At 66.0% G+C, this 20,571-nt stretch carries 19 protein-coding genes; 1 reads left to right on the top strand and 18 read right to left on the bottom strand.

Annotation, left to right across the window (positions count from 1 at the left end; translation table 11 throughout):
- Window positions 1–36: 36 nt before the first annotated feature.
- The 3 genes from lpxB to lpxA are packed head-to-tail and all read right to left on the bottom strand — an operon-like array spanning window position 37 to window position 2,880.
- Window positions 37–1,215: a lipid-A-disaccharide synthase gene (gene lpxB, locus AB5K84_RS22175; protein ID WP_011087615.1), complete on the bottom strand. Its 1,179-nt coding sequence runs from the start codon at window positions 1,213–1,215 to the stop codon at window positions 37–39.
- The gene (locus tag AB5K84_RS22170) at window positions 1,212–2,069 is read right to left on the bottom strand and encodes an LpxI family protein (protein WP_038967850.1); all 858 of its coding nucleotides are present in this window, start codon (window positions 2,067–2,069) and stop codon (window positions 1,212–1,214) included. Before AB5K84_RS22170 ends, lpxB begins: the two co-directional genes overlap by 4 nt.
- A gap of 19 nt (window positions 2,070–2,088) precedes the next feature.
- A complete protein-coding gene (gene lpxA / locus AB5K84_RS22165; RefSeq protein WP_011087617.1) occupies window positions 2,089–2,880 on the bottom strand; it encodes an acyl-ACP--UDP-N-acetylglucosamine O-acyltransferase in 792 nt (263 codons plus the stop codon).
- 175 nt (window positions 2,881–3,055) lie between these two features.
- On the opposite strand from lpxA, the gene AB5K84_RS22160 reads away from it, so the two are divergent.
- The gene (locus tag AB5K84_RS22160; RefSeq protein WP_011087618.1) at window positions 3,056–3,379 is read left to right on the top strand and encodes a KTSC domain-containing protein; all 324 of its coding nucleotides are present in this window, start codon (window positions 3,056–3,058) and stop codon (window positions 3,377–3,379) included.
- Window positions 3,380–3,404: 25 nt separating this feature from the next.
- Here the strand turns inward: AB5K84_RS22160 and fabZ are convergent, their stop codons facing one another.
- The 15 genes from fabZ to AB5K84_RS22085 form a co-directional block, all read right to left on the bottom strand.
- On the bottom strand, window positions 3,405–3,866 hold the full coding sequence (fabZ, locus tag AB5K84_RS22155) for a 3-hydroxyacyl-ACP dehydratase FabZ (RefSeq protein ID WP_011087619.1): 462 nt from the start codon (window positions 3,864–3,866) through the stop codon (window positions 3,405–3,407).
- Window positions 3,863–4,930 (bottom strand): UDP-3-O-(3-hydroxymyristoyl)glucosamine N-acyltransferase, encoded by a 1,068-nt coding sequence (gene lpxD, locus AB5K84_RS22150; protein WP_011087620.1) that lies wholly within the window; start codon window positions 4,928–4,930, stop codon window positions 3,863–3,865. The genes fabZ and lpxD overlap by 4 nt, the downstream gene beginning before the upstream one ends.
- Window positions 4,931–5,078: 148 nt before the next feature.
- Window positions 5,079–7,613: an outer membrane protein assembly factor BamA gene (gene bamA / locus AB5K84_RS22145; protein ID WP_011087621.1), complete on the bottom strand. Its 2,535-nt coding sequence runs from the start codon at window positions 7,611–7,613 to the stop codon at window positions 5,079–5,081.
- Window positions 7,614–7,789: 176 nt separating this feature from the next.
- Window positions 7,790–8,941 (bottom strand): RIP metalloprotease RseP, encoded by a 1,152-nt coding sequence (gene rseP / locus AB5K84_RS22140; RefSeq protein ID WP_011087622.1) that lies wholly within the window; start codon window positions 8,939–8,941, stop codon window positions 7,790–7,792.
- A 44-nt stretch (window positions 8,942–8,985) separates the two neighbouring features.
- On the bottom strand, window positions 8,986–10,209 hold the full coding sequence (gene dxr, locus AB5K84_RS22135; protein ID WP_011087623.1) for a 1-deoxy-D-xylulose-5-phosphate reductoisomerase: 1,224 nt from the start codon (window positions 10,207–10,209) through the stop codon (window positions 8,986–8,988).
- Between the two features lie 4 nt (window positions 10,210–10,213).
- Complete coding sequence (locus AB5K84_RS22130) at window positions 10,214–11,056, bottom strand: phosphatidate cytidylyltransferase (protein WP_011087624.1); 843 nt, start codon at window positions 11,054–11,056, stop codon at window positions 10,214–10,216.
- Window positions 11,053–11,811, bottom strand: coding sequence for an isoprenyl transferase (locus tag AB5K84_RS22125; protein ID WP_011087625.1), 759 nt, complete (start codon window positions 11,809–11,811; stop codon window positions 11,053–11,055). The genes AB5K84_RS22130 and AB5K84_RS22125 overlap by 4 nt, the downstream gene beginning before the upstream one ends.
- A 10-nt stretch (window positions 11,812–11,821) precedes the next feature.
- Window positions 11,822–12,385, bottom strand: a complete 564-nt coding sequence (gene frr, locus AB5K84_RS22120) for a ribosome recycling factor (protein WP_028171750.1) — start codon at window positions 12,383–12,385, stop codon at window positions 11,822–11,824.
- 68 nt (window positions 12,386–12,453) lie between these two features.
- On the bottom strand, window positions 12,454–13,170 hold the full coding sequence (pyrH, locus tag AB5K84_RS22115) for a UMP kinase (RefSeq protein WP_027545778.1): 717 nt from the start codon (window positions 13,168–13,170) through the stop codon (window positions 12,454–12,456).
- 61 nt (window positions 13,171–13,231) lie between these two features.
- Entirely contained in the window at window positions 13,232–14,155 is a 924-nt protein-coding gene (gene tsf, locus AB5K84_RS22110) for a translation elongation factor Ts (protein ID WP_011087628.1), read from the bottom strand.
- A gap of 133 nt (window positions 14,156–14,288) precedes the next feature.
- The gene (locus tag AB5K84_RS22105) at window positions 14,289–15,284 is read right to left on the bottom strand and encodes a 30S ribosomal protein S2 (protein WP_011087629.1); all 996 of its coding nucleotides are present in this window, start codon (window positions 15,282–15,284) and stop codon (window positions 14,289–14,291) included.
- Between the two features lie 232 nt (window positions 15,285–15,516).
- A complete protein-coding gene (locus AB5K84_RS22100) occupies window positions 15,517–18,024 on the bottom strand; it encodes a caspase family protein (RefSeq protein WP_441232640.1) in 2,508 nt (835 codons plus the stop codon).
- Between the two features lie 242 nt (window positions 18,025–18,266).
- On the bottom strand, window positions 18,267–19,007 hold the full coding sequence (locus tag AB5K84_RS22095; RefSeq protein ID WP_011087631.1) for a carbonic anhydrase: 741 nt from the start codon (window positions 19,005–19,007) through the stop codon (window positions 18,267–18,269).
- Window positions 19,008–19,066: 59 nt separating this feature from the next.
- Window positions 19,067–19,507: a DUF2846 domain-containing protein gene (locus tag AB5K84_RS22090; RefSeq protein ID WP_236842065.1), complete on the bottom strand. Its 441-nt coding sequence runs from the start codon at window positions 19,505–19,507 to the stop codon at window positions 19,067–19,069.
- A 208-nt stretch (window positions 19,508–19,715) separates the two neighbouring features.
- The gene (locus tag AB5K84_RS22085) at window positions 19,716–20,459 is read right to left on the bottom strand and encodes a carbonic anhydrase (protein ID WP_011087633.1); all 744 of its coding nucleotides are present in this window, start codon (window positions 20,457–20,459) and stop codon (window positions 19,716–19,718) included.
- Window positions 20,460–20,571: the final 112 nt, after the last annotated feature.

Here is a 20,571-nt window from a genome sequence, read left to right as displayed (position 1 = left end):
CACGCCTTCGCTTTGCCCACCCTACAAGGCCGTCGTCTACCGCCGCCCCTTACGCATGGTCGCCAGCACGATGTCGGCGGCGAGCACGCTCGGCGCTTTGTTGCCTGTGGACATGATGGTGTCGAGACGGGCGAAGGCTTCGACCTGCCGGCGGCGCATATCGCTGTCCGTGAGCACCTCTGACAGCGCCGGCGCGAGCTTCTCCGGCGTGCAGTCTTCCTGCAAAAACTCCGGAATGACATCCTCACCGATCACGAGATTGGCAAGGATCACCGAGGAGACGCGGATCGCGCGGCGCAGGATGAAGGCCTCGATGGCGCCGACGCGATAGGCCGTCACCATCGGAATGCCCGATAGCGCCAGTTCCAGCGTCACCGTGCCGGATTTCGCCAGCGCGGCGTGCGCGATCCGGAAGGCGGCGCGCTTCTCGGCCTCGCCGATCACGATCTGCGGCTTGACCGGCCAACTGGCGATGCCTTCGCGGACGGTGGCTTCGAGATGCGGCATGGTCGGCAGCATCAGTTCGAACGCGCGCCCCTCCGCCTGCAACCGGCCGAGCGCCGCGCCAAACACCTCGATATGATGCCGGATCTCGCTGCGCCGGCTGCCGGGCAGCACCAGCAGCACCGGCAGCTCACTGTTGCGGCGCTTCTGCTCCTCCGCATTCGGCCGCAGCGACCCCAATTGCTCGATCAAGGGATGGCCGACATAGCTGCATGGCGGCCCGCCGAGCTTGCGGTATTCCTCCGGCTCGAACGGCAACAGGCCGAGGACGTGATCGACATAGCCGAGCATGGTCCGCGCCCGTCCCGGCCGCCAGGCCCAGAGCTGCGGCGAGACGTAGTCGACGATCGGGATCGCAGGATTGCGCGCCCGCACGCGGCGCGCGACGCGATGGGTGAAATCGGGGCTGTCGATGATGACGAGCGCGTCGGGCACGGCCTCCAGCACGGCGTCCGCGGTCTCGCGGATCAAGCGCAGGATCTTCGGCAATTGCTGCACCACCGCGGCGAAACCGACGATCGACAGCTCCTCGATCGGGAACAGCGTCTCGAGCCCCTCGCGCGCCATGGTGCGGCCGCCGACGCCTTCGAACTGCACGCCGTCGCCGAGGCGCTGGCGCAGCACCTTCATCAAGGCGCTGCCGAGCCGGTCGCCGGATTCCTCCGTGGCGATCAGGAAGATCTTTCGCTTGGGATCGCGACCCTGCATCACGCCGGCAGGCCGATGATGAAGAGGTACTTTGCGTCGGCGAGCGCGATCATCGCCTGCGGCTCGGCGGCAATGGTGTTGCCGGCGATCACGGCGATGCCGGCAAGGCCGGCTCTCGCGACGCCCTCGATGGTGCGCGGGCCAATCGTCGGCAGGTCGAAACGCAGGTCCTGGCTGCTCTTCGGCGCCTTCACCAGCACGCCGCGGCCCGTCGCCGCGCGAATGCGGCCCTCCTCGCGCAGCCGCGCGACGCGCGCGAGCAGCGCGTCGGTGCCCTCGATATCCTCGACCGCCACCACATGGCCGTCGATCACCACGGCGGCCTGGCCGATGTCGAACGGCCCGAGCGCGGTCAGGACCGCGCGGCCGCGCTCGATGTCGGTCTTGCTGGTGTCGCTCGGCCAGGCGCGGCTGATGCAGCCCTCGGGCATCAAGAGGTCGGGCGCAACGTCCTTGATCCCGACCATGCGAAAGCCGCCTTGTTCGAGAATGCGCCCGACGCCCGACAGCAGATGATCGTCCCCGCCGCGAAAGGCACGGATGACATTGCCGAGCAACCGCAATGTCGTGAAGTCGAACCGGATCTCCGAGAGCGAAGGCCGCACCAAGGTGCCGATGAAGATGAGGTCGCGGCAGCCCTCCTCGCGGAACAGCCGCATCGCGCGCCCGAGCTGGCCGACTGAGATCCAGCGGTGGCGGAACTTTTCCACCTGCACCGGATCGCAGGCGCCGCGCAGCGGAAACAGCACCGGCGTGATGCCGCGCGTGGCGAGCGAGTCGGCAACCGCAAACGGCATGGCGCCGCCGCCGGCGACCACGCCGACGGGCGATGAAATCCCTGCCGCCGCCGATGTCATGTCCGCGGCCATCGCAGGTTCACTTCTCGATGGCGGGAAGACAGAGCGGACGCTTGCCCTTGCCGATGAAGCCGAGGATCTCGGCGATCGCCGGATCTTCGCCGGCCAGCGGCCTGGACGCTTCGAGCCGCTCGGCGAAGGTGCCTGGGCCGTGGAAGAGCTTCTGGTAGAACGCGCGCACGGTCGCAAGCCGCTGCTTGGTGAACTTGCGCCGCTTCATGCCGATCAGGTTGAGGCTCTCCAGCACCGCATATTGACCGTTGACCAGCCCATAAGGGATGACGTCGTCGCGTACGCCGCAGACCCCGCCGACCATGACATACGGGCCGATGCGCGTGAACTGATGCACGGCAGACAGGCCGCCTATATAGACGGCATCGCCGATCTCGCAATGGCCGCCGAGCGTCGCCGACGTCGCGAAGATCACGCTGTCGCCGACCATGCAGTCATGGCCGACATGGCTGTTGTTCATGAAGTAGCCGCCGCTGCCGACGCGCGTCAGCCCGCCGCCCTTGATGGTGCCGACGTTCATCGTCGCGCCTTCGCGGATGGTGCAGCCCGAGCCGATCTCGAGCCGGGTCGGCTCGCCCTTGTAGCTCAGATCCTGGGGCGCGCCGCCGAGCACCGCGAACGGCGAGATCACGCAGTTGTCGCCGACCGAGGTGTGGCCGATGACGGTGACCTGTCCGATCAGCTTGCAGTTCGCGCCGATCACGGCATTCGGGCCGATGATGCAATAGGGGCCGATCTCGGTACCCTCGCCGATCACGGCGCCGTCCTCGACCCGTGCGGTGGGATCAATCTTGCTCATCAAGCAATCTAACTCGTCAAGAAGGTCTGGTTATGTGTTGAAGTCGTTCGGTTTTCCGCTGGTTAGCCCGACTATGCCCGATCTGTCCAGTGACGTATGATCTCGACGTGTTTCACGTGCCGGATGAGGCGGCCTTCCCGGCCCATCAACACGTTCATGCGGAGCTTCAGCTATCGTGGTCAGGGCCCTGGCAATACTGCTCGCACAGCTCGCGGCCGCACCGGTCGTCTCCGAGACGGTCGAGACCGGCGGACACCGGCCCGTCGACCTCGCGACATTCGAATGCCGCGACATCACCCGCAGCACGGTGCTTCAGCGCGTCTGCTACGACCGCGCGCAGCAGGACCTGATCGTCGCGATCAACGGCGCGTATGACCGCTACTGCGGCGTTGATCCCGAAACGGTCGACAGCCTCCTGGGCGCGCCGTCCATGGGCCAGTTCTTCAACCGGAAGATCAGACGCGAGGCAGCGGGCAGCCGCTACGATTGCGGCGTATGAGCCCGTCCGCGGGGTCGTAAGCCACTCAGTCGGTCAGCATGGCGCCGACGTCGGCCTCGGCGACGACTTGGCCGTTGACCTTGGCATCGCCGTGAAACCACCACATGGTTTTGCGGCGGCCAAGCGAGCGCATGTGATACTCGATGGTATCGCCAGGGAGCACGGGCTTGCGGAACTTGCACTTGTCGATGGTGAGGAAATAGACCGCGCGCGGTTTCTCGGTGCCCTCGACCGACTTGATGCCGATCACGCCCGCCGTCTGCGCCATCGCCTCGATCATCATGACGCCGGGATAGACCGGGCGCTCGGGGAAATGCCCCTGGAAGGCCGGCTCGTTGAAGGTGACGTTCTTGATGCCGATGCCGCTGTAATCGGCGCGGATGTTGATCACGCGGTCGATCAGCAGCATCGGAAAGCGGTGCGGCAGCGTCTGGAGGATCGCGTTGATGTCCACCAGCTCGAACTTAATAGGAGATCCCTCCGTCATTCCCGTCCCTCGTCCTTCGGATCGGCCCTGCTGTCGCGTACCAGGCGCTCCACCGCGATAATTTCCTTGAACCACTGCTTGGTCGGCTTGGCGAAAAAACCACCCCAGCGTCCGTTCGGCGGGATGTCGTCCTTGACGCCGCTCATCGCAGTGACCTGGGCTCCGTCGCCGATCTTGAGGTGATTGTTGATGCCAACCTTTGCTCCCAGCGCCACATTGTCGCCGATGGTCAAACTGCCGGCCAGCCCGATCTGGGCCGCCAGCAGGCAATTCCGGCCGATCGTCACATTGTGGCCGATCTGGACCTGGTTGTCGATTTTGGTGCCCTCGCCGATCACGGTGTCGCGCAGGGACCCACGATCGATGGTGGTGCCAGCGCCGACCTCCACATTGTTCTGGATCAGCACGCGCCCGGTCTGCGGCACCTTCAGGTGCCCCTCAGGGCCGAAGAAGATGAAGCCGTAACCGTCCTGGCCGATCGAGCAGCCCGGATGGATCAGCACATCGTTGCCGATCAGCGCGCACTGGATGGCGGTGCGGGCGCCGACATTGCAGTCCCGGCCGATCTTGACGCCGGGGCCGATCACGGCGCCGACGCCGACCACCGTGCCGCTGCCGATCTCGACATCCGCACCGATGACCGCCAGGGGGTCGACGATCACGCCGTCCTCGAGCCGGGCCGTGGGATCGATGATGGCCGACGGCGCGATGCCGTCATTGCCGACCCAGGATTGCGGCCTCAGCGCGTCGCCATGCCATTCCCGCGCGATCCTGACGAAGGCGCGAAATGGCTGCGCCGCCCGCAGCACGGCGACGTGTGCGGGCACCTGGGCCTCGAAGCGCGGGCTGACCAGGCAGGCACCCGCTCTGGTCGCCTTGAGCTGATCGGCATATTTGAGGTTGTCGAAGAACGCCAGATGCATCGGGCCGGCTTCGTCGAGCGAGGCCAGGCCCGTGATGACGTGATCGCCCCTGGTGGGGTCGACCAGCAGCGCCTTTGTCAGCGTGGCAATATCGGCCAGCGCCGTCGCAGGCGGCTTTGTGAAGAAGGTCGGCTGCGCCATTCCACCCCGTCGCGGCCCGGCTTCGACATGAAGCGGCCAAACCGCATCATGCCTTTTCTCCCGGATTGAGCACGATCTTATTGGAGACCGGCCCCAAGGAAAACCCAAGGGAAACCCAAGGGGGCCGGATCATGCCCTGCTGATCGAATTAGAACGAGGTGCCGCCGCCGAACCGGAACTCCTGCGTGCGGTCATACTTGCCCTTGCTGAGCGGCACGGCATAGTCGAAGCGCAGCGGTCCGAACGGCGACTGCCAGATCAGGCCGACACCGACCGACGAGCGGATCACCTTGCTGTCGTCGTACACGAGGCCGGTACAGGTGCCCGCCGTCGCCGGATTGATGGTGGACGGGATGCAGTTTGAGTTCCTTGTGGTGGTCGTCTCACCGGTCGCCGACCAAGTCGTCGGTCCCTGATAGTCGTACAGACCGCCGGCGTCAGCATAGACCGCGCCCTTCAGACCGACTTCCTTCGGCAGGAACCAGAACGGCATCTGCAATTCCATCGAAGCGCCCCAGTACTTGGTGCCGCCGAGCGCATCCTGCGTGCCAAAGGGGTTCAGGTCGCGCGGGCCGATGCCGTTCGGAGCAAAGCCGCGGACGAGGTTCGGGCCCATCTGGAAGTGGTCGAGCATCCGCAGATCGCTCCCCATCTTGGTCAGGATGCCGCTCTGAAGGCGCGCGACGGCGACGATGTCAGACACCAGCGGGGTGTAGTACTTCGCGTCGATAACGCTCTTCAGGTAGGTGACGTCGCCGCCGACGCCGGCGAAGTCCTGCCGGAAGTCGACGAGCAGACCGTCGGTGGGGTTCTTGTTGTTGTCCAGCGTGTTGTAGCTCAGAGAGTAGCCGAGCGCCGAGGTCAGGGTCTTGCCGTTGGCAAGCTCCTTGCGCACCGGCAGCGAGGCTTCGCCGTCGCTGTAGCAGCCGAGGCCGTTGGTCGAGCTCAAATCGATCGGCGGAACCTGCGACGCAGCGAAGGCCGGGCTCGGGTTGAACGCCGGGCCGGCGATGTTGTTACAGTTTGCCAGGTAGAACGGCAGCGTGATTTCCTGCCGATAGATCGAGTAGCGCAGCTGCAGCGCCAGATCTTCACGCAAGGAGAAGCCGAGGCGCGGCGAGAAGCCGAGCGTCTTGGTGCCGTAGGAGATGTAGCTGTTGGACTTCTGCTCACGCTGATAGAGGTCGAGGCCCAGCGCGACGCGGTAGTCGAGCAGATACGGCTCGACGAACGACAGCGAATAGCCGCGTGCGTACTGGCCATAGGTCACCGACGCCTTGGCGAACAGGCCGCGACCGAGCAGGTTGCGCTCGGAGACCGAGACTTCGGCAAGCGCGCCGTCGGTCGTGGAGTAACCGCCGGAGATCGAGAAGTCGCCGGTCGATTTTTCTTCCATGTCGACGATCAGGATGACGCGGTCGCTGGACGAGCCGGGCTCCGTCGTGATCTTCACGCTCTTGAAATAGTCGAGGTTCTTCAGGCGCCGCTCGGCACGATCGACCAGTGCGCGGTTGTAGGCATCGCCCTCGGAGATGTCGAACTCGCGGCGGATGACGTAGTCGCGCGTGCGGGTGTTGCCGCGCAGGTTGATGCGCTCGATATAGGTGCGCGGGCCCTCGTCGATGTTGAACACGACGGAGACGGTGTGCGCCTCGAAGTTGCGGTCGCCGCCGGGACGGACCACGGCGAAGGCATAGCCACGGCGCGAGGCCTCGATCTGCATCTCCTCGACCGACTTCTCGACCGATTCGACGTTGTAGAGCGAGCCGACATTGACGCGCGAATAGGCGCGCATCGAGTTCGGATCGAAGTTCGGGATGCTGGAACGGAAGTCGAGCGCGCCGACGCGGTATTGGGCGCCTTCCTCGATCTTGAAGGTGACGTTGAAGCCCTTCTTCTCCGGATCGTATTCGGTGAGCGCGGCCACGACCTGGACGTCGGCGAAGCCGTTCTTGAGGTAGAAGCGGCGGATCAGGTCGCGGTCGGCCTCGACGCGGTCGGGATCGTAGATGTCGCCGCTGGCAAGGAAGCTCAGCAGGTTCGATTCGCGCGTCTTGATGACGTCCCGCAGGCGGTAGGACGAGAACGCGACATTGCCGACGAACTCGATCGACTTGACGCCGGTCTTGGCGCCCTCCTCGATCGTGAAGATGAGATCGACGCGGTTGTTCGGCTGCTCGATGACCTCGGGCGTGACGCGGACGTCGTAGCGGCCGGAGCGGCGATAGATTTCGGCGATTCGCAGCGTGTCGGACTGCACCATGGCGCGGGAGAAGGTGCCGCGCGCCTTGGACTGGACTTCAGTGCCGAGTTGCTCGTCCTTGATCTTCTTGTTGCCCTCGAAGGCGATGCGACCGATCACCGGGTTTTCCACCACGGAGACGACGATCTGGCCACCGGCGCCGCGGTTGATCTTCACGTCCTGGAACAGGCCGGTCTCGATCAGCGCCTTGAGGCCGTCGTCGATGGCGCCCTGATCCAGGCGACCGCCCGGACCCGGCTTGAAATAGGAGCGGATCGTCTCCACCTCGACCCGGCGATTTCCTTCGACGGAAATCGACTGGACGGTCTGCGCAAGCGCAGACGAAGACACAAGAGCAGCCCCAATCGGGGCAACCACCGGCGCGCCGAACATGATCAGGGTGGCAAGCAAGCCCCCCCGGAGTCGCAGTCCAAACTTCATTGCGCAACGCGCCCTTATCATTCCGTGCCAGACCCAACCCCAACGCCGGTCCGGAGATTCCCCAAGTTCAGGCCGCTTGTAGCCAATTTCACCGACGCCGCAAACGGCCGAGCGCGCCGCAATTTCAATTTCATTCCAAGACGTTGCCTAACAGCAACGCCACAAAAAAGCCCCTATCAGGAAGCTGCCATCCGCAGGATGTCGTTGTAGGTCGCAAACACCATCAACATCAGCACCAAACCCAGCCCGATTCGGAACCCCATTTCCTGAGTCCGCTCGGACAGGGGCCGGCCGCGAACCACCTCCGCCGCATAGAACATAAGGTGACCGCCATCCAGCAGCGGGATCGGGAACAGGTTCAGCAGGCCGATCGACACCGACAGCACCGCGCAGAGGTTGATCACGAACTGGAACCCGGCGCTGGCCGCCTGCCCCGACATCTTCGCGATTCCGAGGACGCCGCTGACCTCGTTGGGGTTGCCGTTTCCGACAAACAGCGAGCCCAGGAACTTGAAGGTACTGGTGATGATGAACCAGACCTGCTCGACCCCGATCTTGAGCGCCTCACCGACCCCGACCGGTGCGGTCGAGGCCTCACCAGCCTGAGACTTGTGCTCGACGCCCAGCACGCCGAGGCGGTGGCTGTTGCCGAACGGATCCTTGCGCTCGAGCAGCGCCGGCGTCGCGGTCAGCGACACGATGGCGCCGTCGCGCTTCACCTGGAAGGCAAGCGCCGAACCGGCATTCATCGCCACGATCCGCTGCATGTCGGCAAAGCTCTCGATCGGCTTGCCGTCGATCTGGACGACGATGTCCCCGATCTTGAAGCCGGCCGCAGCCGCCGCGCCATCGGCGACGACGCCGTCGACGCGCGCGATCGTGCTCGGCTTGCCGTAATACAGGGCCATGCCGGCGAAGATCAGCGCGCCCAGAATGAAATTGGCGATCGGTCCGGCCGCGACGATGGCGGCGCGCGGGCCGACCTTCTTATGGTGGAAGCTGCCGGCGCGCTCCTCGGCCGTCATGGCCGCGAGCGTCTCGGCCGACGGCGTCGAAGCCTCGCTCTCGTCGCCGAAGAACTTGACGTAACCGCCGAGCGGGATCGCCGAGATCTTCCAGCGGGTGCCATGGCGGTCGTTGAAACCGACCAGCTCAGGCCCGAAGCCGAGCGAGAAGGTTAACACCCGAACGCCCGCCCAGCGCGCGACCAGAAAATGGCCGAGTTCATGGAAGAACACGACGATGGTCAGGACGAACAGGAAGGGAACTGCGTAGCCGAGGAGCCCATGGCTCAACGTATTGAAACTATGGACAAAAAAGTCGATCATCGAATTCCCTCATCCAGCGCCGCAAGGCCCTGGCCCCGAACCATCTAGGATGCCTTTAAGGCAATTTGAGGCAATAGGGCGGCAGCTCTATTTCGAGCAACATGGTCAACAGAGATTGCATCGTCGGCGGACGTCAGAGGCGTCTGGTTCCCGCCGCGGATCCAGTCCTCCAACGTCGCCTCCACCAGCCGGGCAATCGCGCCGAACCGGATCTTGCCGGCGATGAAGGCGGCGACCGCGACCTCGTTGGCGGCATTGTACACCGTGGTCGCCCCCTTCCCGGTCCGGAGCGAATCGTAAGCCAGCCGTAGTCCGGGGAACCGCTCGAAATCGGGCGCCTCGAAGGTCAGCTGGCCGATCTTGGCCAGATCGAGCTTGGCCGCCGGTCCCTTGATGCGGTCGGGCCAGCCGAGGCAGTGGGCGATCGGGGTGCGCATGTCGGGAGAGCCGAGCTGGGCCACGACCGAACGGTCGGAGAACTCGACCATGCCGTGGATGATCGACTGCGGATGAACAAGAACGTCGATCTCGTCGGGCGAGAGCGCGAACAGATAGGAGGCCTCGATCACCTCGAGCCCCTTGTTCATCATCGAGGCGGAATCGATCGTGATCTTCTGGCCCATGCTCCAGTTCGGATGCTTCAGCGCCTGGGCAAGCGTCGCCTGCTCGATGTCGGCAGGTTTCCAGGTCCGGAACGGACCGCCGGATGCCGTGATGATGACACGGACCAGCTCGTCGCGATTACCGGAGCCGAGCGCCTGGAACAGCGCATTATGCTCGGAATCGGCTGGCAGGATGCAGGCGCCGGCCTTCGCCGCGCGCTGCATGAAGAAATCGCCGGCGCAGACGAGGCATTCCTTGTTGGCAAGCGCGACATGCGCGCCGCGATCGACCGCGGCGAGCGCCGGCTTCAGTCCGGCGGCGCCGCTCACGGCAGCCATCACCCAATCGGCCGGACGCGCGCCGGCCTCGATCACCGCGCTTTCGCCGGCGCCGCATTCGGTGCTCGTGCCCGCAAGTGCAGCCTTGAGCTCGGCGAACTTGGAGGTGTCGGCGATCGCCACGAAGCGCGCCGAAAACTCCTTCGCGAGCTTCGCCAGCGCTTCGACATTGCCGTTCGCCGTCAGCGCCTCGACACGGTAGCGTTCGGGAGAGGCGCGCAGCAGATCCATCGTGCTGTCGCCGATCGAGCCGGTGGCACCGAGAACCGTGACGCTGCGGACGGCAGACGCCGCAGCCTTATTGTTACGCAATGGGACCGCGCTCATATCCTCACCAAACCACAAGACCGCTTCCGGCGCTATGCACACCATGGCGGAGAAAGCCGATAATCCATGCCGCCAGGATGGCGGCGACAAAACCGTCCAGACGGTCCAGTAGACCGCCATGGCCGGGAATTAAGTGACTGGAATCCTTGACACCGAAGCGCCGCTTCACCGCGGATTCGAAGAGATCGCCGAGCTGCGAGACCACCGACAGGACGGCGCTGACGAGCAGCAGTGGAACCGCCTTCCCGAGCCCGCAAGCCGCAAAGCCGGCAGCGACCGCAAGGCTGGCGGCAAAGCCGCCGAGCGCGCCGGCCCAGGTCTTCTTCGGGCTCACGCGCGGCCACAGCTTCGGTCCGCCAATGCCGCGGCCGGCGAAATAGCCGCCAATGTCGGTCACCCACACCACGAGCAGCACGAACATCAGCGCGGCAAAGCCGTTCACGAGATCCTGCCGTACCAGGATCGAGGCCAGCAGCGCCGCCGATGCATAGGCGAATCCGGCGGCCGCCCAGACGAACTTGCCTCGCGCGATCAGCGTCACGATGGCCCCGCCAACGAGGCCGGTGACGATTGCGGTCTTGAGCGCGCCGAAGGCGACGCAGAAGCCCATGATGGCGAGGACGATCGTTCCGCACGCGGTCAGCGCAACGGACCCCGCGCCCACCACCATCAGCCATTCCGCGAACAGCCCGATCGACACCAGCGTGACGAGGAGCGCCCACAGCCAGCCGCCGGCATAAGCGAGCGCAATGGCAAGCGGCGCCAGCACCAGCGCTGCGAGGACCCGCATCACGAGATTGCTTGGGGCAGGCTTCGAGCCAGCCGGTACGGTCTCGGGTTCGCTCACGAGGCGGTTTTCGCGACCAGGCCGCCGAAACGGCGCTCGCGCCTGGCGAATTCGGCGATCGCGCCTTCCAGCGCCGCCTTGTCGAAATCCGGCCAGTGGATCGGCACGAACACGAGCTCGCTATAGGCCGCCTGCCACATCAGGAAGTTGGACAGGCGCTGCTCGCCGCTGGTGCGGATGATGAGATCGGGATCGGGAATGTCGGGCGCATCGAGATGCGCCCCAAGCGTCTCGGCGTCGATCGTGGCAGGATCGCGCCTGCCCTCCGCGACCTCGCGCGCGAGCTTCTGTGCCGCCTTCGCGATCTCCTGCCGCGAGCCGTAGTTGAAGGCGACGACGAGCGTGAGACGCGAATTGTCGCGCGTCAGTTCCTCGGCCTCGTTGAGCAGCGCGCAGATGTCGCTCTCGAGCCCGTCGCGCTCGCCGATGATGCGGACCTTGACGCCGTCGCGATGCAGGCTCGCGAGATCGTTGCGGATGAACCGCCTGAGCAGGCCGAACAGATCGCCGATCTCGCTCGCCGGACGCGACCAGTTCTCCGACGAGAACGAGAAGATGGTGAGATAGCGGATGCCGAGCTCGTGCGAGGCGCGCACCACGCGGCGCAAGGCCTCCACGCCGCGGCGATGACCTTCGGCCCGCGGCAAACCGCGCGCGGCGGCCCAACGCCCGTTGCCATCCATGATGATGGCGACGTGCGCAGGCGCGTCGGACCGATCGGGTCCTTCCGTTGCGGGCGCGGCGGCGTTGGACATGACGGCAGCCTCAGACGGTGAGGATTTCTTTTTCCTTGGCGGCCAGCAGCTGGTCGATCTCGGCGATCGTGCCGTCGGTCACCTTCTGGACCTCGTCGGCATGACGCTTCTGATCGTCCTCCGACATCTCGTGATTCTTCTCGAGCTTCTTCAGAACGTCGAGGCCGTCGCGGCGGACGTGACGCGCGGCGACCTTGGCGGCCTCCGCGTATTTGTGCGCGACCTTGACGAGCTCCTTGCGCCGCTCCTCGTTGAGCTCGGGGATGCGCAGGCGCAGCACCTGGCCCTCGGTCGCAGGCGACAGGCCGAGATTGGAATCGACGATCGCCTTCTCCACCGCCTTGACCATCGACTTGTCCCAGACCTGCACCGAGATCAGGCGCGGCTCGGGCACGCTGACGGTGGCGAGCTGGTTCAGCGGCATGTGGCTGCCATAGGCCTCGACCTGCACCGGATCGAGCATCGAGGCGGAGGCGCGGCCGGTGCGCAAGCCGCCAAGCTCGTGCTTGAGGGACTGGACGGCGCCTTGCATACGGCGCTTTACTTCGTTGAGGTCGAAATTTCCCGTGGGCATCACGTTTCTCCTTCAAAATCCCGGCGACCTCACCGCGCCCCTCCCTTCAGGGCGCGCCAGATGAGCCGTCAGCCGGCGACGATGGTACCGTGGCCGATGCCACGCAGAATCGCACCGATCGACCCCGGCTCCGCGATCGAGAACACGATGATAGGCAGCGACGTCTCGCGGGCAAGCGCGAAGGCGGTCGCGTCCATCACCTTGTAGCCGCCCTCGATCGCCTGCGAATGCGTCAGCCGGTCGAACCGCGTGGCGGTCGGATCCTTCTTCGGGTCGGCCGAGTAGACCCCGTCGACATTGGTCGCCTTCAGGACCGCCTGTGCGCCGATCTCGGCGGCGCGCAGCACCGCGGTCGTATCGGTGGTGAAGAACGGATTGCCGGTTCCGCCGCCGAGCAGCACGATCCGGCCCTCGGCGAGGTATTTGTGCGCCGCAGTCCGGGTGAACAGCTCGGAAATCTCGGGCATGACGAAGGCCGACAGCGTGCGCGCCGGCGTGCCCTTGCGCTCGATCGCCGCTTCCAGCGCGAGACAGTTCATCATGGTGGCGAGCATGCCCATGGTGTCGCCGGTCGGGCGCGAGACGCCGCGCGAGGACACCTCGACGCCGCGCACGATATTGCCGCCGCCGATCACGACCGCAACCTCGGTGCCGAGATGGCGGGCGGCGATCAGATCGTCCGCAACCCGATCGACGGTCGGCTGATCGATGCCAAAACCCTGCTGTCCCGCGAGATATTCGCCGGACAGCTTGATCACGACGCGACGATAGACCGGATCAGTCATGAGCACTTTTCCTTGTCCGGCCGCCGCTTCCGGCGGCACGCCGGAAGGAACGTTCCGGCGCTTACTTCTTGCCGCTGGCCGCAGCGACCTCGGCTGCGAAGTCGCTTTCCTGCTTCTCGATTCCCTCACCGAGAGCATAGCGCACAAAGCCCGCAATCTTCACAGCGCCGCCGACCTTGCCTTCGGCTTCCTTCACCGCCTGCGCCACCGACTTGCCGGTGTCGTGGATGAAGGCCTGCTCGAGCAGACAGACTTCCTTGTAGTAGGTCTTGAGGCCGGACTCGACGATCTTCTCGATCACGTTCTCCGGCTTGCCCTGCTGGCGATATTTGTCGGCGAGCACGTCCTTCTCGCGCTTGACGACCGCCGGATCGAGGCCGGACGGATCGAGCGCCAGCGGGTTGGCGGCGGCGACATGCATCGCGATCTGGCGGCCGAGCGCGGCAAGCTCGTCGGCCTTGCCCGGCGATTCCAGCGCCACGATCACGCCCATCTTGCCGGCACCGTCGATGACCGCACCGTGGACGTAGTGCGACACCACGCCCTGGCTCACTTCGAGCGAAGCTGCGCGGCGCAGCGTCATGTTCTCGCCGATGGTTGCGATCGCGTCATTGATCGCGGTTTCGATCGTGACGTCGCCGACCTTGGCGGCCTTGATCTTCTCGACATCGGCGCCGACGTCGAACGCAACCTGGGCGATCATCTTGACCAGGCCCTGGAACTGGCCGTTGCGCGCAACGAAGTCGGTCTCGGAGTTGACCTCGACCACGACGCCCTTGGTGCCCTTGGTGAGCGCGCCGATGAGGCCCTCGGCCGCGACGCGGCCCGACTTCTTGGCGGCCTTCGAAAGGCCCTTCTTGCGCAGCCAATCCTGCGCCGCTTCCATGTTGCCGTCGTTTTCGGTCAGTGCGGCCTTGCAGTCCATCATGCCCGCGCCGGTCGACTCGCGCAGGTCCTTGACCATCGCAGCTGTGATCGTTGCCATCGTTGAATATCCTTTGTGCCTGCCGGTTTGCCGCGGCGTGGCATCAAATTGCCCCGCCGCGGTCCATCTCAGGAATTCGCGTCAACTGAAATGGTGGCCGGAGTCTATCCGGCCAACCCATCACTCTTTTTGACTATTCCGCTTCCGCGGTCAGCGCCTTGGCCTTGGCCACCCAGGCATCCGCACGGCTCGGCAGACCGACTTCTTCGCCGATCGTGTGCGCGGTGTCGTGATCGAGCTCGGCGAGCTGCCAGAAGTGGAAGATGCCGAGGTCGTTGAACTTCTTCTCGATCGCGCCCGACACGCCCGGGAGCTTCTTGAGGTCGTCGGCGGTGCCGCGGGGACCAGCAAGGCCCTGGAAGCCGCTTGAGGAGGCCGCCGGCAGCTCTTCGGCGAGCGGACGGGCCGAAGCACCGATGTCGATGCCCGAATCGCCCTGGGCGCGCGAGATGCCGTCGATCGCCGCACGCGCGATCAGGTCGCAATAGAGCGAGATCGCGCGGCCGGCGTCGTCATTGCCCGGCACCACATAGGTGATGCCCTTCGGGTCCGAATTGGTGTCGACGATCGCGGCGACCGGGATGTTGAGGCGCTGGGCCTCCTGGATCGCGATGTCTTCCTTGTTGGTGTCGATCACGAAGATCAGGTCGGGCAGACCGCCCATGTCCTTGATGCCGCCGAGCGAGCGGTCGAGCTTGTCGCGCTCGCGCTGAAGCGTCAGGCGCTCCTTCTTCGTGTACGAATTGGCTTCGCCGCCCGCGAGCACGTCGTCGAGGTGACGCAGGCGCTTGATCGAAGCCGAGATCGTCTTCCAGTTGGTCAGCGTGCCGCCGAGCCAGCGCGAGTTGACGAAATACTGCGCGCAGCGCTTGGCCGCGTCCGCAACGCCGTCCTGTGCCTGGCGCTTGGTGCCGACGAACAGGATGCGGCCGCCCTTCGCAACCGTGTCGCTGACGGCCTGGAGGGCGTGGTGCAGCATCGGCACGGTCTGGGCGAGGTCGACGATGTGGATGTTGTTACGGGTGCCGAAAATGAACGGAGCCATTTTCGGATTCCAGCGGTGAGACTGGTGACCAAAGTGCACGCCAGCTTCCAAAAGCTGACGCATGGTGAAGTCGGGTAGCGCCATTGTTATAATTCTCCGGTTGGTTCCTCCGGAAGCGTGTGAGCAAAACGGAGCGTTGCGCCCCGGCTGCCACCGGACGGCCTTGTGAGCCATGCTTCCGTGTGAGATGGCGCGCTATATAGCGCGATTTCGGCCAGAAGCAAGGAAATAAGGGCCATTCGCGGGCGGTTTCGCCCGCGAATGGCCCCCCTTCCGTAAAGACCGCGCCAGGCTCTGGCGCTGGACTAGCGCTTGCCTAGCACTTGGGCTGGTTCGGCGGGCACTTCTTGGCCGCCGGCGGCGGGGCCGCTGGGCGGGGCGGAGGTGCAGCCGGACGCGGCGGAGGTGCAACGGCCACCCGAGGCGGCGGCGGGGGCGCCGGCCGGGCTACTGGCGGGGGCGGCGCGGGCCGAGCCATTGGCGGGGGCGCCGGACGCGCCACAGCCACCGGCGGAGCGGGGCGTGGCGGCGGAGGTGCAGCCCTCCGTGGCGGCGGCGCCGACACGCGCGGCGGAGGTGGCGGCGTGGGCCGCGCCACGGCCTGGGGCCGCGGGGGCGGTGCTGCTGGCTTGGCCGCCTGCGGCGGGGCCGGCGGGTGAGCCTGCGGCCTGATCGGCTCGTGCACTGCTGACGGAGGCGGCACGACCGGTTTTCCCGCGGCAGCAGGCGGCGGGCCGGCCGGCTCACGGGTTGCGGACTTGGCACGGTCGGCAGGCCCGGCCCCGGGCGGGGTCTGCGCGACTGGGGGCTTGGGCGGTTGGCCGGGCACAACGGCCGGATTTGTCGTGGTGGGCGCACCGGTGGTCGGAGCGGCGGCCGTTGGCGCACCAAGATGGGGCGGCGGCGTTGTGCCGGGCGCAGCCGTGGTCGGCGCCCCCGGATGCGTCGGCAGGGTCGTGCCGGGTGCAGTTGCCGTCGACGGCAAGGGCTTTCCGCCCGGCAGAGTCCCTGCTGCCCCTGCCGGCGGCGCCGGCGGCCCACCATGGGAGCCCGGAACCGGCAGCGTGTTGGCGGCAGGCAACCTGGTCTGCGGCGCGACGTTCGGTGCTGTACCTGGGAGGCCACCAGGTAGCGCACTTGGTCGCGCATTTGGCGCGACATTGGCCGGCGTCCCGGGAGGTATCCCGGGCCTCGCCGTCGGCTGGACCGTCGCGCTCAGCGGCATCGGCGCCTTGCCCTGCTGGATCAGAGCCGCGCGCTGCGTAGCGGCTTGCGGCAACATCGGTGCTACCGGGTTGGCGCGGCCGGCAATCGCCGGCGTCAGATTGCCAGGCCCGGTCCCTCCTCCTCCCCCACCCGCCGGCGGCGGGGCGGGAGGCCGGTTGATCACGGTGTTGATGACCGTGGTGTTATGGATGTTGTTGAAGATGATGTTGTTCGGCGGCGGCGCGACATAGACCGGCGGCCTGACGAACACCGGGATCGGCACGAACATCGGCTGCGGCAACACGAACAGGCCGACCACAGGCAGCGGCGGCTCGAGCACGACGAAATCCGACGGCGGCGGCGGCAGATAGTAGACCGGCGGCGGTGGTGGCGGCGCGAAGCCAAAATCGGGATCGCTGAAGTACAGCACGGGACGGTCGACATAGACCACCTCCTCCGGCGGCGGCGGCGGCACGTCATAGTCGATCATCGCGAAGCTCGGCGGCGGCTCGGCCGGCGCGGTGAGGATCGCGAGGCGACGGCGCGCATCGCCTGCATGCGGCCCGCGCGGATAGCGGCGCAGATACGACCAATAGGCTTCCGGCGTGTCGGTGCGATAAGTCCGCCGCCAGGTGATCGCCTCGCGGCGCGCCGCAACGATCGCCATCACGCGCTTGGACATCGGATCGGTCGGATAGGCCGCGAGAAATTCCTCATAGGCCGGCAGCGTGTCGCGCTCCAGCGCGGCGGCGTAGGCGTCTTGCACACCGAGATCGCGGATCGGCTTGTTGCGGATCGCGGCGACCTGGGCGGCCGAGGCCTCCGGCGGCGGCGCGTCGGGCCCGCGATCGAAGAATGAGAATGGCGCCGATATCTTCTGCTCGTTCCAGGGTACCTGCGCGCCCTTGGAGGCCTCGTTGACACGCAGGCGGACGCGATCGAACACGTCAGGCAGCGGCAGGCCGCCGGTGCGGATCATCTCCGCCAGCGACTGCGCATAGATGCCGTAGGGCCCCGGCTCCTCCGGCGCCACCGTGCCGGGCGCGGCATTGAAGGCGATCAGCATGTTCTGATCGGGCTCGACCAGCGCCAGCCCGCTCGCGATCGGCTGGCCGCCCTCGATGAAGGGCTGCGCCCGCGCCGCGTCGAGCACCACGATGTTGGCCTTGAGCGGAATCGCCGCAAGCTGGCGCGCATAGTCGCTGATGCGCAGGGCCTCGGTCGGGATGTCGGTGTCGCGGGTGATGTTGGAATCGACCGGGATGAAATAGTTCTCGCCGGCAAGCTGCACGCCGTAGCCGGCGAGATAGACCATCGCGACGGTGCCGGGGCCGGAGGCCTGCGCCTTCTGGATGAAATCGCGAAAGCTCTTGCGCAGCGTGTCGCCGTCGAGATCGCGCGCGCCGACGACGTCGAAGCCCGCCGCCTGCAGCGTCTGCGCGATCAGGCCGGCATCGTTCGCGGTCGTCGCCAGCGGCGACTTGGCATAGGCGCCGTTGCCGACCACGAGCGCGATTCGCTTTTCCTGCTGCTGCGCGCGCGCCGGCTCCAGCGCCCCCGCGGCAAGGAACAAGATCGGCAAGAGGAAACAGAGGAAGGCCTTGTGGGTCCCACGCATGGCTTGCTTGCCCGCTTTGTTGTTGAGCTGCCAACACGCATCAGACGCGCGGCTGGCTGAATGGCACTTGAACGAAAGGCCCGGATTGAGGCGGCGGCATGACGCAGGCCGCCGCCGAAAGGCGCCTGTCGTCCAGGCGCCTTTCGTCAGGCCCACGTCAGCTTCTCGACCGCCCGGCAACCGCGTTGCGGCAGTCTTGCTCAGCCTTGCGCGATCGGTCCTGCTCGCTCAGCCTGGCGCGATCAGCCTTGTGCGATCAGATCGACCGTTCCCGTCGTGAGCCGATAGATGCCACCCATCACCTTCAGCTTGCCCTGCTCCACGGCCGCATTGAGGATCGGTGCGGCCGACTTCAGCTTGGCGACGTTGTCGATCACGTTCTGCCGGGTCGCCTTGTCGAGCACGTCCCCGCCCTGCTGCATCGCAGCCTTGGCGGCGGGCGCGATCGCATCGATCAGCGAGGGGATGTGGCCGGGCGGCGAGGTGTTGTCCTTGATCGCCTTCAGCGTCGCATCGACCGCGCCGCAGCTGTCATGGCCGAGCACGAGGATCAGCGGCGCGCCGAGCACGGCAACGGCATATTCCATGCTGGCGATGGTCTCGGTGCCGGCAAAATTTCCGGCGACGCGGCAGACGAACAGGTCGCCGCGGCCGGTGTCGAAGGCATATTCAGGCGCGATGCGCGAGTCGGCGCAGCTCAGCACGGCCGCGAACGGGTTCTGGCCGCCGGCCAGCGCCTCGCGCTCATGCTTGAAATCGTGCCGCCGCGACACGCCTTCGACATAACGCGCATTGCCCTCCATCAGCCGCTTCAACGCCGCATCGGGCGCCAGCACGTTTTGCGGCTTGGGCGGCGCCTTGGCCTCCTTGGCGAAGGCTGTGCCGGCGAAGGCCAGGCCGATCGCGGAGACGGTGAAGTGGATGAGCGACCTCCGCGAAGGGCGGATGTGGGCGCCGCGAACACTTCCGCAATTCTCGCACATGCCTCGCTCCTGCCCATCGAGCCGCCGTCGTTGATGCAGCGGCAATCGTGCCGCGCATCTTACTCGACGGCTTGCAATTCAGCGAGCTTCGTTCGCGCGGTCGCCTCATCCAGCGCAACGAGCTCGGCGGGCCCGGGATTGGACTCGCCGGCCGTCGCGACGGAAACCACCGCAAGCCCGGCCAGCCCGCCAAGCACCGCCCCGCCCGTGGCGGCATCGTGCCTGGCACTGCTCTTGATGAGGTAGAAGTGCGTTCGGCCGGATTCCATCACGATCTCGCGCTTGGTGTCGCCGGGAAACATCAGCTCGGTCACCAGCACGTCGTGACGGCCGGCCGGACGATCGGCGTAGGCATATTTGCCGGCGAGCACCTTACCCATCGGCGCACCGTCGAGCTTCACCTCGCAGGCGCAAAACGCCATGCTGAGGCCGTTGCGCTTGTCCTGCAGGAACACCACGCGCGACTGCCCCGCGCGCGGAGGTCCGATCTTCTTTGACACGGATGCGAAGTCCGTTCCGACCTGATCGCTCACGCACCCCGCCAACATGACGCCAGCGGTCACCACCAACGCGCCCCATCGCAGCATCGCACACCCCAGTCCATTCCCCGGGTGTATGCTAGCCAAAATCAGCGCAGGGTTGCAACAACATCCGACGACCACTGCGTGGATCGCGCGGACAAGCCACCGGAAAGACGCGCCACCAACCTCAGCCTTGGGCCAGCAATTCGACGGTCCCTGTGCTCAGCCGATAGATGCCGCCGACCACCTTGAGCTTGCCCTGCTCGACTGCCGCATTGAGGATCGGCGCAGCCGATTTCAGCTTGGCCACGTTGTCGATGACATTCTGACGGATGGCATTGTCGAGCGCATTCCCGCTCTGCTGAGCAGCGGTCTTCACCGCCGGTGCGATCGCGGAGACCAGCGAAGGGATATGTCCCGGCAGCGGCTTGTCGTCCTTGAGCGACTTGATCGTCGCGTCGACGGCGCCGCAATTGTCGTGGCCGAGCACCAGGATCAGGGGCGTGCCGAGCACGGCGACGGTGTACTCCATGCTCGCAACGGTCTCATCGCCGGCAAAATTTCCGGCGACGCGGCACACGAACAGGTCTCCGCGTCCGCTGTCGAAGGCATATTCAGGCGCGATCCGCGAATCGGCGCAGCTCAGAACGGCAGCGTAGGGATTCTGACCGCCGACCAATGCCTCGCGCTCGTGCGCGAAGTCGTGACGGCGCGACACACCCGATACGTAGCGCGAATTGCCGTCCATCAGCCGTTTGAGCGCCGCATCGGGCGACAGCACGTTCTGAGGTTTCGGCGGCGCTTTCGCCTCCTTGGCCACCGCAGGCCCGCCAAACGCTGCCACCCCGAGCGCGGAGGCGGCGAAAAGCATCATCGAGCGTCGGGAGGGAGCAACCGATTGATGCAGATTTTCGGAGCATTTGTCACACATGATTCTTCTTCCTTGGTCTCGCGCCGGGAAACAACTGATAGCTGCGCGCGGCAGACTTCGAAACCAGGTGTGAACTTGATAGTTAAGCTTTGGTTTGCGGCGGCGCGTGCAA

The organism is Bradyrhizobium sp. 1200_D9_N1_1, assembly GCF_052075915.1.
GTDB lineage: Bacteria > Pseudomonadota > Alphaproteobacteria > Rhizobiales > Xanthobacteraceae > Bradyrhizobium > Bradyrhizobium diazoefficiens.
The sequence above is the reverse complement of the archived record's forward strand: the minus strand, read 5'-3'. Positions and strand labels throughout refer to the sequence as shown.

Bases quoted from the DNA above. Each gene is read 5' to 3' on its own strand.
- AB5K84_RS22170 (WP_038967850.1), bottom strand. From the start codon at position 2,069: ATGACATCGGCGGCGGCAGGGATTTCATCGCCCGTCGGCGTGGTCGCC.
- lpxA (WP_011087617.1), bottom strand. From the start codon at position 2,880: ATGAGCAAGATTGATCCCACCGCACGGGTCGAGGACGGCGCCGTGATC.
- fabZ (WP_011087619.1), bottom strand. From the start codon at position 3,866: ATGACGGAGGGATCTCCTATTAAGTTCGAGCTGGTGGACATCAACGCG.
- lpxD (WP_011087620.1), bottom strand. From the start codon at position 4,930: ATGGCGCAGCCGACCTTCTTCACAAAGCCGCCTGCGACGGCGCTGGCC.
- bamA (WP_011087621.1), bottom strand. From the start codon at position 7,613: ATGAAGTTTGGACTGCGACTCCGGGGGGGCTTGCTTGCCACCCTGATC.
- rseP (WP_011087622.1), bottom strand. From the start codon at position 8,941: ATGATCGACTTTTTTGTCCATAGTTTCAATACGTTGAGCCATGGGCTC.
- dxr (WP_011087623.1), bottom strand. From the start codon at position 10,209: ATGAGCGCGGTCCCATTGCGTAACAATAAGGCTGCGGCGTCTGCCGTC.
- AB5K84_RS22125 (WP_011087625.1), bottom strand. From the start codon at position 11,811: ATGTCCAACGCCGCCGCGCCCGCAACGGAAGGACCCGATCGGTCCGAC.
- frr (WP_028171750.1), bottom strand. From the start codon at position 12,385: ATGCCCACGGGAAATTTCGACCTCAACGAAGTAAAGCGCCGTATGCAA.
- pyrH (WP_027545778.1), bottom strand. From the start codon at position 13,170: ATGACTGATCCGGTCTATCGTCGCGTCGTGATCAAGCTGTCCGGCGAA.
- tsf (WP_011087628.1), bottom strand. From the start codon at position 14,155: ATGGCAACGATCACAGCTGCGATGGTCAAGGACCTGCGCGAGTCGACC.
- AB5K84_RS22105 (WP_011087629.1), bottom strand. From the start codon at position 15,284: ATGGCGCTACCCGACTTCACCATGCGTCAGCTTTTGGAAGCTGGCGTG.
- AB5K84_RS22100 (WP_441232640.1), bottom strand. From the start codon at position 18,024: ATGCGTGGGACCCACAAGGCCTTCCTCTGTTTCCTCTTGCCGATCTTG.
- AB5K84_RS22095 (WP_011087631.1), bottom strand. From the start codon at position 19,007: ATGTGCGAGAATTGCGGAAGTGTTCGCGGCGCCCACATCCGCCCTTCG.
- AB5K84_RS22085 (WP_011087633.1), bottom strand. From the start codon at position 20,459: ATGTGTGACAAATGCTCCGAAAATCTGCATCAATCGGTTGCTCCCTCC.